We start from the raw sequence: 12,074 nt of genomic DNA on the forward strand, positions 1-12,074 counted from the left end.
GCCATGTCCTTCTTCATCACCCCTCCCACGCCGATGCGCCTCAAGCCGCTGGCCTGGTCGATTCTGCTGGCGCTGTTCAGCTCCGCCGCTCCGGCCGGGGACAAAAGCCCGGCGCGGCAGTCTTCAACGCCGAACATGGAACCGCTGGAGATCGAACTGCCGGCGGGTTATGAGGAAAAGACGGGCAACCAGCCGCAGGAACTGCAGGCCCAGGAGATCACGGCAGAAGAGTGGGAAGAGAAGGACGACAAGGGACGCAGTGACGTCTATCGCAAGGACGTGTCCAACGTCTATGCCGGCAAGGACGATATCGAACGCTACAAAGGCGCCAACGCGGCCGACCTGTTCAAGGGCATGAATGGCGTCTACAGCGGTGAGTCGCGCAACAGTGGCGCGCTCGATCCGAATATCCGCGGTATCCAAGGGGAAGGCCGGATCCCGGTGACCGTCGACGGTACCGAGCAGTCCACTTCGGTCTGGCTGGGGTCCGCCGGGGTGTCCAACCGCAACTATGTCGACCCCAACATGATTGGCAGCATCTCGGTGGAAAAGGGGCCGTCCATGACCCCGGGGGTCAAGAGCGGCATCGGCGGCTCGGTGGAGATCCGCACCCTGGACGCCGAGGACATCGTCAAGCCGGGCGAGAGCTACGGCCTGGAGATCAAGACCGAGACCGCCAGCAACGCGGTGGCGCCCAATGAAGACGGCATGAACAACATGGGTCGCGACTATCGGGATATCGAGGGGGCCTACGTCGCGGGTCAGTACGTCTATTTCGCCAACGGCGGCGGGGTGATGTACACCCCTCACGAATCCTCCCGCTCCAACGATTTCGACTTCGAGGACAACGCTTTTCGTATCGCAGCGGCGACCCGCCAGGAGAACTTCGACCTGTTGGCCGCCTACAGCTACCGCAAGAAAGGCAACTACTACAGCGGCAAGAACGGTAGCGAGCGCTACGAGACCGAGAGCTGGTACGACAAGGCCCAGGCGGCGGAAGTGAACTCGCCGACCATCGGCGACACCAGCGGCAACTACCTGGCCAGTTTCTACAAGCCAGGAGCCGAGGTGTCCGGCACCTCCAACGAAATGCGCACCACGCTGCTCAAGGGCACCTTCTACCTGGCGGACGACCAGAGCCTGAAGGTGAGCTACATGCACAGCGATCTCGAGTTCGGCGAAACCATGCCGTACCTGATCAACGAAACCACAAAGCTGGTGGCCGCAGGCAGCAATATCGGCTTCCAGCTGCCCTACAGCGAAGTCGACCAGGACACGCTGTCGCTGACCTACAACTGGAACCCGGAAGACAACCGCTGGATCGACATGCAGGCCGGGTTCTGGATGACCCAGAGTGACGCCAAGCGCTACCAGAATGGCGAGCAGGTCTTCTCCATCGAAGACGCCAGCTTGAGCGACAAGGCCTGGGACAACTATGTCCGCTGCAAGTACAACGTCGGCCAGTGCAATGGCAACACGGCGATGCCGGACAAGCTGCCCAACACTGACGGTCGCTTCAACCTGTTCTCCCGCGCCCTGCAGATGACCGATCACGATCGCTGGGGGGTGAACCTGTCCAACCGCATGGAACTGAGCGATGTCTGGGCGCTGACCCTCTCCGGTGACTTCAGCAAGGAAAAGCTCAAGCAGACCGACAACGCCAGCGACGATATCGGCAGTGCTTACATCTTCGCCTCCAACTACCTGGGGCCTCGTGGCGGTCGCCGTGAGCAGTACAACTTCACCTTCAACAACGAGTGGGCGGCCACGTCGTGGCTGACCTTCAACGCCGGGGCTCGCTACAGCGACTACAACTCGTTCGACACCACGCTGGACGAATACCGCAAGTCGCAGACCAAGGGCTGGGATGCCCAGTCCACGATAATAGCGAAGCGCTTTAGTTATTCGCGGATGATGACCGATGCGGAAAACCAGGCCTATGTGGCGACAGCCAGGACCGAGGTGGAAAGCTGGGGCCTGGATGAGGAGACGACGGAGGTACTCATCGGCGAGTATCTGCTTGAAGGGTTGGTCAACGGTGTTCGCTACGTTCAAGAAAGTGTCGATATCCCGGTCAACGGACAGCGTCTGGTCAGTGCGGCAAACCCCTTCACCAACGGCACGATCAACATGGGAGAGGTGGTCGAGAATGCTCAAGGTACCGGGCTGAGTGCGCCGCGCTACATCCCCTATAATGCGAGTGGCTTGCCTATCCACCAGCAGGCCACTGAAGAGCAGCGCTGGGCCAAGCCCGAGAAACGCAAGGGTAGCGCCTGGGCCCCGATGGCTGGAGTTACCGTACGGGTAACCGACAACGCGCGGGTCTATGCGCGTTATACCGAGTTCGTGCGCTTCCCGACCATTTATGAAGACACGCAAAGCTACTCGGCAAACGCGGTGAATCTCGGCGGCAGTGCATCCAAACCGGAACATGCCTACAACTGGGAATTCGGCTATGTCCATGACTTGCGCGCTTTCGTTCCGGAGTGGCGGCATGCGGATTTCCGCATCAACTACTACAAGAATGAAATCCACGACTATATCGATCGTGACTTTGCCTACAACATCATTCAGTACGACAAGAAAACTCTTTCGGGCATCGAATTGCAGACACGCTTCGATACCGGTCGTTATTACTCAAACTTCGGTGTGAGCTATCGGCTCGACCAGAAACTTTGCGACAAGGACATGGCCAACACGCTTGACCCTTATTACGGGAAAGCTGTGGATGAGTGCGTGACTGGCGGCTTCCCCACGACGTTCTCGCGTACCAGCCTGCAGCCGCAGTACTCCATCAACCTGGACGGAGGCGTGCGGTTGTTCGACGAGAGGCTCGAGATTGGCGGGCGCATGGTCTATCACAGCAGCGCCAAGAACAAGGAAGAGCAGAAGTGGATCGACCAGGGGCTCAACTTCGTTCAGGGCGTGAATCAACCCTACGAGTGGCATCCGATCTGGGTATTCGACAGTTACGCGACCCTTCACGTGACTGAAAACCTGGATGTCGATTTCGGTGTGAACAACATCACCAACCGCTATTACCTCGACCCATTGTCCCGCACGGTCATGCCGGCGCCTGGCCGTACCCTCAAGTTGGGACTGACCGCACGATTCTAGATTTTTTACTGTTTTCGTAAAAACAGTGTTGTTCAAAATTATGACAAGGAGATTGTTGTGAAAAAACTGTTTGTAGTGACTGCTTTGTCCCTGGCCACTTCCGGTGCCTTCGCGGCTACCGTCAGCGGCGGTTCTTCGTCCACCTTCGTCGCGGCGGCGCCTTCGACCATGCTGGCGAGCGGCACTGCTGGTATTGCGATGCCGACCGTTGCCGGCGGGACTGCCAACCCTGCGGCTGTAGTCAGCTTCCAGGCGGGCCCGATTGCCCAGACCAATGCTGTACTGAGTGGCTATGGCACTACTTCTGCGCATATCACCAACCCGCTCAATGGCACTGTCACTTCCGAAACCTGGAAGAACAAGGTGGCCTACAACACCGAGATCTATGCCTATCGCCAGATCGCGGCGCCGTCCACCGGCTATCCGCAATTCGGTGGCGAGGTGATCGCCAAGGTCTCGGGCGCTGAGGTGTACTTTGGTGAGTGGGCTCCGGCCAAGACCGGGACCCAACCCACCAACAGCACCGACCTGAACCTGGCCAGCTCGGATCGCACCGTCTGGTTCGTCGGCGAAAACCCGACTGCCAGCATGCCGACCCTGGTCAACGCCAAGTACAACGTCGTCGGTGTCAACCAGTACAACCCGGGCACTGCTGCCGGCGTGACCTCGGGCGTGCTGACCGCCAACTACGGTTCCGGCAGCGGCACCCTGACTGGTTCGGTCGGTTCGCTGAGCTTCGCCGGTACCACCATCGCTTCGAACGGCTCCTTCGCTCGCGGCACCAACATCCAGGGTCAGTTCTACGGCACCAACGCCGAGGCCCTGGCGGGTATCTACACCACCAGCACCACCAAGGTCGCCTTCGGCGGCGCCAAGCAGTAACACCCACGCGTCATTGGAGGAGGGCGCTTCGGCGCTCCCTTCCGACCCCCTATTCCTTTCTGTCCCGGACCGATCACCATGCTGCCGTCCTTGCGGGTGCGCGTCGCCCTGCTGTGTGTCTCGACCCTGTTGTCCACTGCCGCGCTGGCCGACGATGACGACACCCGCCTGCTCTTGAACAAGATCGAGCGCGGCGCCGAAGCGCGCGAGCGGGCCAACCTGGGCGCGCCGGACCCGGCCGAAAACAATGACGGGCTGATCACCATCCAGGGGCAGACCTACAACGTGCAGAACACCCTCGAAGACCTCGGGCCGGCGATCTATGTGTCCATCAACCTGCAGCAGTGGGGCAAGGTGCGCCAGTTCGTCGAGCGCTACCGGCAGTTGCCCGGGCATGAGCCGGCGCTGGTGGAAATGGCCGAGGGCCTGATCGACCGCAGCGAGCGCCGCTACAAGCCGGCGATCGCTCATCTGCGGCGGGCCGACGAGCTGCAACCGGGCTTCGTGCGTGCGCGCCTGGAGCTGGCGCGGACCCTGTTCGAAGACAACCAGACCCGCGAGGCCGAGACGCTGTTCCGCGAGGTGGCCGCCAGCGATGTGCCCGAGCAGGTGCTGAGCGTGCTGGGCGAATATCACAACGCAATCGATGTGCGCCGCCAGTGGCATGGCTCGGCCTCCCTGGGCTTCGGCTACAACAGCAATATCAACCAGGCCAACGGCATGACCACGGTCACCCAGGTCTGCTCGGTGTTCTTCGATTGCTTCGACTACACGCGGCAGATGCCGAAAAAGATCAGCGCCTCAAGCCTGGTCTACGACGTCGCGGCCGAGCGGCGTTTCCAGATCTCCGGCAACCACAATGTGCTGGTGCGGGGCCTCAGTTATGGCAACAACTACAACCGGCACAGCGAGGAGGATGACGTCGAGACCTGGTATGACGACAACACCAGCGTGCTGTACGCCGGCTACAGCTTCCAGAGCGCGCTCAACGATGTGTCGCTGACGCCGCTGTTCGAGAACTACTACAGCGACCACCACACCAAGTACCAGGCCAGCGGCGTGCGCGGGGAGTGGAAGCACAACCTGAGCAACCGTTTGCAGATCGGTTTGCAGGCGCAGCACAAGCATTTCCGCTTCCAGGGCGAGCAGCGTGATTACTTCGATGACTATGACGAGCGTCAGGTCGGCACGTCGCTGTCCTACCTGCTCGATCCACAGACCCTGGTGTTCGGCGGGGTCACCTACACCCGGCGCAGCCAGGACGCCGATACCGCCAGCAATCGCGAGTACATGGGCAGTCTCGGGGCGTACCACAGCTTCGATGCGGGGGTGAACCTGAGCCTGATTGGCCTGTACCGCAGCACTCGCTATGACGAACCGGACGCTTTCCTCGGTGGCCTGCGCAAGGATCGCCAGCAGATCTACATCGCCAACCTGAGCGTGCCGCGCCTGGCCTTCGCCGGCATCGTGCCAAGTCTGTATGCCAAGCGCACGGTGACCGACAGCACCATCGACTGGGCTTACTCGTACCGACAGACCGAGGTGGCGTTGAAGTTCGAGAAGACTTTCTAGGGGGGCAGGGCGAAAGCCCTTTCCTGAATCACAGGCATAAAAAAACCCGCTTTCGCGGGTTTCTTTAGAAATATGGTGCCCAGAAGAAGACTCGAACTTCCACGACCGTAAGGTCACCAGCACCTGAAGCTGGCGTGTCTACCAATTTCACCATCTGGGCAAATGTGCAGCATTTGAAACAAAAGCGGTGTAGCGTGTCGCGTAAATTCCAGATGCGCAGCGCGTTATCTGAAATTTGAAATTGGTGCCCAGAAGAAGACTCGAACTTCCACGACCGTAAGGTCACCAGCACCTGAAGCTGGCGTGTCTACCAATTTCACCATCTGGGCATTTCGCTGATTGCGCTTCGACGTAGTGTTTTACATCGTGCCGCTTCTCAACTATAACGACGGTGTCCGTCGCTGTGGTGCGCACTATACGGACGGCCCCAGGGGCTGTAAACCCCCCGTTCGAAAAAAATCTTAAAAAATTCAAGCCGTTGATCGACCGATGCACAGAACCCGTTTACAGGCCGCCCCGGGCGGGGCTGTCCAAGGTTGAAATTTCCGGTTTCAATACGGCTATGCCAAACTAACCCTTATATAGACAAGGTGAACCCCTCCTAATGGCCGATTGGCAGTCCCTCGATCCCGAGGCCGCTCGTGAAGCGGAAAAATACGAAAACCCCATCCCTAGCCGTGAGCTGATCCTCCAGCACCTCGCCGAACGAGGCTCGCCGGCTGCGCGCGAGCAACTGGTTGAGGAATTCGGTTTGCACACCGAGGATCAGATCGAGGCCCTGCGCCGCCGCCTGCGGGCGATGGAGCGCGACGGTCAGCTGATCTACACCCGGCGTGGCACCTATGCCCCGGTGGACAAGCTGGACCTGATCCTCGGCCGCGTTTCCGGCCACCGCGATGGTTTCGGTTTCCTGATCCCGGATGATGGCACCGAGGACCTGTTCCTCAGCCCGTCGCAGATGCGCCTGGTGTTCGACGGCGACCGCGCCCTGGCCCGGGTCTCCGGTGTCGACCGGCGTGGCCGCCGTGAAGGCGTGCTGGTGGAAATCATCTCCCGCGCCCACGAAAGCATCGTCGGCCGCTACTTCGAGGAAGGCGGCATCGGCTTCGTCACCGCCGACAACCCGAAGATCCAGCAGGAAGTGCTGGTGACCCCGGGCCGCAACGCCGGGGCCAAGATCGGCCAGTTCGTCGAGGTGAAGATCACCCATTGGCCGACCCCGCGCTTCCAGCCGCAAGGCGATGTGATCGAAGTGATCGGCAACTACATGGCGCCGGGCATGGAAATCGACGTGGCGCTGCGCAGCTACGACATCCCTCATGTATGGCCCGAAGCGGTCATCAAGGAAGCCCGCAAGCTCAAGCCGGACGTGGAAGAGAAGGACAAGGAAAAGCGCATCGACCTGCGCCACCTGCCGTTCGTCACCATCGACGGTGAAGACGCCCGCGACTTCGACGACGCCGTCTACTGCGAAAGCCTCGGCAAGCTGCGCCTGTTCTCCGGTGGCTGGCGCCTGTACGTGGCCATCGCCGACGTTTCCAGCTATGTCCGTCTCGGTTCGGCGCTGGACGCCGAAGCCCAGGTCCGCGGCAACTCGGTGTACTTCCCCGAGCGGGTGATCCCGATGCTGCCGGAGGAGCTGTCCAACGGCCTGTGCTCGCTGAACCCGCACGTCGATCGCCTGGCCATGGTCTGCGAAATGACCATGAACAAGTCCGGCCAGATGGTCGACTACCAGTTCTACGAAGCGGTGATCCACTCCCACGCGCGCCTGACCTACAACAAGGTCAGCAGCATGCTCGAGCACGCCCGCACCCGCGAAGGCCGTGCCCTGCGCGAGGAATACAGCGAAGTGCTGCCGCACCTGAAACAGCTCTATGCGCTGTACAAGGTGCTGCTCGATGCCCGTCACACCCGTGGCGCGATCGACTTCGAGACCCAGGAAACCCGCATCATCTTCGGCGCCGAGCGCAAGATCGCGGAAATCCGCCCGACCGTGCGCAACGACGCGCACAAGCTGATCGAGGAATGCATGCTGGCGGCCAACGTCGCCACTGCCGAATTCCTCAAGAAGCATGAGGTTCCGGCCTTGTACCGGGTCCACGACGGTCCGCCGCCGGAGCGCCTGGAAAAACTCCGTGCCTTCCTCGGCGAGCTGGGCCTGTCGCTGCACAAGGGCAAGGACCCGTCGCCGAAGGATTACCAGGCCCTGCTGGCGAGCATCGCCGGGCGCCCGGACTTCCACCTGATCCAGACCGTGATGCTGCGCTCCCTGAGCCAGGCGGTGTACAGCGCCGAGAACAATGGCCACTTCGGCCTGAACTACGAGGCGTACACCCACTTCACCTCGCCGATCCGCCGTTACCCGGACCTGCTGGTGCACCGCGCCATTCGCAGCGTGATCCTTTCCCGCCAGGAAACCCCGCACGTCAAGCGCGCCGGGGCGATGAGCATTCCCAAGGCGCGGATCTACCCGTACGACGAGAACACTCTTGAGCAACTGGGCGAACAGTGCTCGATGAGCGAGCGGCGCGCCGACGAGGCGACCCGCGACGTGGTCAACTGGCTCAAGTGCGAGTACATGAAGGACCGCGTCGGCGAATCCTTCCCGGGTGTGATCACCGCGGTGACCGGCTTCGGCCTGTTCGTCGAGCTGACCGACATCTATGTCGAGGGCATGGTCCATGTCAGCGCGCTGCCGGGTGACTACTACCACTTCGACCCGGTGCACCACCGCCTGACCGGCGAGCGCACCGGGCGCAGCTTCCGCCTGGGCGACACCGTCGAAGTGCGGGTGATGCGCGTCGACCTGGAACAGCGCAAGATCGACTTCGAAATGTCCGAGAACGCCCTCAAGGCACCGATCGGGCGCAAGCAGCGTTCGGCCGAGCCAGCAGCGGCGACCGCTGCGAAGATCGGCGTCGGCCCGAATGCCAAGGGCAAGGGCAAGGCTGCAGAGCCTGCAGCGGCTCCGGCCAAGGAAGAGCGTCCGGCTCGTCGCAGCAAGAAGGACGAAACCTCCGAAGCCTATTTCTCCTCCCACGCCGCGACGAACAACGCCGAAGTGCGCAAGAGCCGGGAAATGAAGAAAGCCCTGCTTTCCGAAGCACGGCACGCCCACGCCAGCGGCAAGCCGGCGGGCAAGTCCTCGTCGGGCAAGCCGGAGAAGACCAAACACCGCAAGGGGCCGCCCAAGTCCGGTTCCACTTCGCGTAAACCGAAAGGCAAGTCATGAGTCAGTTGGAAAAGATCTACGGCGTGCATGCCGTGGAAGCCCTGTTGCGCTTTCACCCGAAGCGGGTTAAGCAGATCTGGCTGTCGGAAGGCCGTAGCGAGCCGCGCCTGCAGGCGCTGCTGGCGCTGGCGGCGGAATACCGGGTCAGCGTCGGCCAGGCTGAGCGTCGCGAAATGGACGCCTGGGTCGAAGGCGTGCACCAAGGCGTGGTGGCCGAAGTCAGCCCGAGCCAGGTGTGGGGCGAGGCGATGCTCGAAGAACTGCTGGAGCGCACCGAAAAGGTTCCGCTGCTGCTGGTTCTGGATGGCGTCACCGACCCGCACAACCTCGGGGCCTGCCTGCGTACCGCCGATGCGGCGGGTGCGCTGGCGGTGATCGTGCCCAAGGACAAGTCGGCGACCCTCACCGCTGCGGTGCGTAAAGTCGCCTGCGGCGCCGCCGAGGTCATCCCTCTGGTGGCCGTGACCAACCTGTCGCGGACCCTGGAAAAGCTGCAGCAGCGTGGCCTGTGGGTGGTCGGTACTGCCGGCGAAGCCGAGCAGGAGCTGTACCAGCAGGACATGACCGGGCCGACCGTGCTGGTCATGGGCGCCGAAGGCAAGGGCATGCGCCGCCTGACCCGCGAACACTGCGATTTCCTGGTGAAATTGCCGATGGCGGGGAGCGTCAGCAGCCTGAACGTCTCGGTGGCTACAGGGGTTTGTCTGTTCGAGGTTGTGCGGCAGCGTTCCATTCCCAAATAGTACGCCCCCTGTAGGAGCTGGCTTGCCTGCGATGGGCCGCAAAGCGGCCCCAAACCTGCCACTCCTGCCTTTCTGGATGCACCGGGTCTTGCAGGCCCTGTGAATCCAGAACCTCATCCACCGGCAGCTCGTGCTGGATGGTTTCAGGAGCGCTTCGCACTCCATCGCAGGCAAGCCAGCTCCTACAGGGGTTTGCTCAATATTTCACCAATCACCTTGCTTGTCCCACCGCGCTTCTCTACAATTGCGCGCCTTGTCCCGGGCATGCGTGCCTGGTTCAGGACAAGACATACAGTGTCATTCACTCCTTGTCTGACCGCATTGTCGGCAGACTACAACCCGTAAGGAGCATTCATGCGTCATTACGAAATCATCTTCCTGGTTCACCCGGACCAGAGCGAGCAAGTCGGCGGCATGGTTGAGCGTTACACCAAGCTGATCGAAGAAGACGGCGGCAAGATCCACCGTCTGGAAGACTGGGGCCGTCGTCAACTGGCCTACGCAATCAACAATGTTCACAAGGCTCACTACGTGATGCTGAACGTTGAGTGCACCGGCAAGGCCCTGGCCGAGCTGGAAGACAACTTCCGCTACAACGATGCCGTGATCCGTAACCTGGTCATCCGTCGCGACGAAGCCGTTACCGGCCAGTCCGAGATGCTCAAGGCTGAAGAAAACCGCAGCGAGCGCCGTGAGCGTCGTGACCGTCCTGAGCATGCTGACAGCGCCGAAGGCGACGACAGCAATGACAGCGACAACAGCGATAACGCTGACGAGTAATCCACGGATCTTTTGAGGAGCCTATTACATGGCACGTTTCTTCCGTCGTCGTAAATTCTGCCGCTTCACTGCTGAAGACGTGAAAGAGATCGATTACAAAGATCTCAACACCCTGAAAGCTTACGTATCCGAAACCGGCAAGATCGTTCCAAGCCGTATCACTGGTACCAAAGCTCGTTATCAGCGTCAGCTGGCTACCGCTATCAAGCGCGCCCGCTTCCTGGCCCTGCTGCCCTACACCGACAGCCACGGCCGCTGAGACCGGGTCGTCGACAAGTAGCAAAGGATAAAGTGCATGCGGGCCCTGGCTGATTTCATCATGCGCGGTCGCGTGCAGGCCACTCTGGTAGTGGTGGGTTGTGCGGCATTGCCGCTGCTGTTCTGGTTGAGTGCCGCCGCCGGGAGCCTGGTGTTCCTGCGGCGCGGTTTCAAGGACGCCTCCGGCGTTCTTGCCTGGGCTGTACTGCCGGCGTTGGCCTGGTGGTACTTCGGCGAGCCGCGCACCTTGATGGTGTTGCTGGGGACGCTGGGTCTGGCAGCGCTGTTGCGCGCCGGGCAGTCCTGGAACCGGGTGCTGTTGTCCAGCATCGCCCTGGGCCTGGTGTATGGCGCCGTTCTGGGTTCGGTGTTCCGCGAACCGATCGACACCCTCGCGCAAGAGATCGCCAAGATCCTTCCGCAGATGCTCGACGGGATCTACCAACAACTGTCGGTAGAAGAGCGGGGCCGACTCGAAGGGCTGATCGCACCGGTGCTTACCGGCCTGATTGCGGCCTTGCTGCAAGCGGTCAGTGTGATGGCCCTGATGTTGGGTCGCTACTGGCAGGCAGCCTTGTATAACCCGGGAGGCTTCGGCATCGAGTTTCGAGCCGTAAGACTGCCGCTGGCGGCGGCGCTGGTGCTGCTGGTGTTGATGCTGGTGGGTCCGAATTTCGGTACCCAGCTGGGCATGCTGACACCGCTGTGCACCGTGCCGCTGGTCTTCGCCGGACTGGCCGTGATTCACGGCCTGGTGGCGCAGAAGCGACTGGCGAAGTTCTGGCTGGTCGGGTTGTACGTAACGCTGCTGCTGTTCATGCAGCTGATTTATCCGTTGCTCGTGGTCCTGGCCATTGTCGACAGCCTGATTGATTTTCGCGGACGCGGGGCGTCCAAGGACGCCGGTAACGGCTCCGCGAACGGTGAAGGTTAAAAGTTAAGAGGTTTATACCAAATGGAACTGATCCTGCTGGAAAAAGTCGCCAACCTGGGCAACCTGGGCGACAAAGTTAAAGTCAAGGCTGGTTACGGTCGTAACTTCCTGCTGCCATTCGGCAAGGCCACCGTCGCTAACGCTGCCAACCTGGCTGCGTTCGAAGAGCGTCGCGCCGAGCTGGAAAAAGCAGCTGCCGACAAGAAAACTTCGGCTGAAAGCCGTGCAGCCCAACTGGCTGAACTGGAAGTCACCATCACCGCTACCGCGGGCGATGAAGGCAAACTGTTCGGTTCGATCGGCACCCACGACATCGCTGACGCCCTGACCGCCTCCGGCGTTGAAGTGGCCAAGGCTGAAGTTCGTCTGCCGAACGGCACCATCCGTCAGGTTGGCGAATACGACGTAGCCGTGCACCTGCACAGCGACGTCGAAGCCACCGTACGCGTGGTCGTCGTAGCAGCCTAAGCTGTATCGATCGGCTGGTTCCTTCGGGAGCAGCCGGTTAACATCGGGCACGATCCTGCATTGCAGGTCGTGCCCTTTGTCTTTT

At 61.2% G+C, this 12,074-nt stretch carries 9 protein-coding genes and 2 tRNA genes; 9 read left to right on the top strand and 2 right to left on the bottom strand.

The annotated features are described in order from the left end of the window. Positions 1-3 precede the first annotated feature (3 nt). The 3 genes from AC2CQI_RS23055 to AC2CQI_RS23065 all read left to right on the top strand — a co-directional run bounded on the left by AC2CQI_RS23055 (position 4) and on the right by AC2CQI_RS23065 (position 5,571). Entirely contained in the window at positions 4-3,117 is a 3,114-nt protein-coding gene (locus tag AC2CQI_RS23055; protein WP_484577984.1) for a TonB-dependent receptor domain-containing protein, read from the top strand. Positions 3,118-3,174: 57 nt separating this feature from the next. Continuing rightward, positions 3,175-3,999: a Slam-dependent surface lipoprotein gene (locus AC2CQI_RS23060; protein WP_484577985.1), complete on the top strand. Its 825-nt coding sequence runs from the start codon at positions 3,175-3,177 to the stop codon at positions 3,997-3,999. A 78-nt stretch (positions 4,000-4,077) separates the two neighbouring features. Next, positions 4,078-5,571 (top strand): surface lipoprotein assembly modifier, encoded by a 1,494-nt coding sequence (locus AC2CQI_RS23065; RefSeq protein WP_484577986.1) that lies wholly within the window; start codon positions 4,078-4,080, stop codon positions 5,569-5,571. A 73-nt stretch (positions 5,572-5,644) separates the two neighbouring features. On the opposite strand, the gene AC2CQI_RS23070 is transcribed toward AC2CQI_RS23065, so the two are convergent. Beyond that, positions 5,645-5,731, bottom strand: a tRNA-Leu gene (locus AC2CQI_RS23070). 82 nt (positions 5,732-5,813) lie between these two features. After that, positions 5,814-5,900: transfer RNA gene (locus tag AC2CQI_RS23075), tRNA-Leu, on the bottom strand. A gap of 275 nt (positions 5,901-6,175) precedes the next feature. On the opposite strand from AC2CQI_RS23075, the gene rnr reads away from it, so the two are divergent. From rnr to rplI, 6 genes are all read left to right on the top strand, one after another. Continuing rightward, on the top strand, positions 6,176-8,806 hold the full coding sequence (rnr, locus tag AC2CQI_RS23080) for a ribonuclease R (RefSeq protein WP_484577987.1): 2,631 nt from the start codon (positions 6,176-6,178) through the stop codon (positions 8,804-8,806). Beyond that, on the top strand, positions 8,803-9,549 hold the full coding sequence (gene rlmB / locus AC2CQI_RS23085; protein ID WP_484577988.1) for a 23S rRNA (guanosine(2251)-2'-O)-methyltransferase RlmB: 747 nt from the start codon (positions 8,803-8,805) through the stop codon (positions 9,547-9,549). The genes rnr and rlmB overlap by 4 nt, the downstream gene beginning before the upstream one ends. A gap of 354 nt (positions 9,550-9,903) precedes the next feature. Continuing rightward, entirely contained in the window at positions 9,904-10,329 is a 426-nt protein-coding gene (rpsF, locus tag AC2CQI_RS23090) for a 30S ribosomal protein S6 (protein ID WP_009403888.1), read from the top strand. Between the two features lie 28 nt (positions 10,330-10,357). Then, on the top strand, positions 10,358-10,588 hold the full coding sequence (gene rpsR, locus AC2CQI_RS23095) for a 30S ribosomal protein S18 (protein ID WP_009403887.1): 231 nt from the start codon (positions 10,358-10,360) through the stop codon (positions 10,586-10,588). Positions 10,589-10,624: 36 nt separating this feature from the next. Beyond that, positions 10,625-11,521, top strand: a complete 897-nt coding sequence (locus tag AC2CQI_RS23100; RefSeq protein WP_484577989.1) for a hypothetical protein — start codon at positions 10,625-10,627, stop codon at positions 11,519-11,521. 21 nt (positions 11,522-11,542) lie between these two features. Further along, positions 11,543-11,989, top strand: a complete 447-nt coding sequence (gene rplI / locus AC2CQI_RS23105) for a 50S ribosomal protein L9 (RefSeq protein ID WP_075804740.1) — start codon at positions 11,543-11,545, stop codon at positions 11,987-11,989. Positions 11,990-12,074 lie beyond the last annotated feature (85 nt).

This window comes from Pseudomonas sp. P2S-1 (assembly GCF_057197725.1).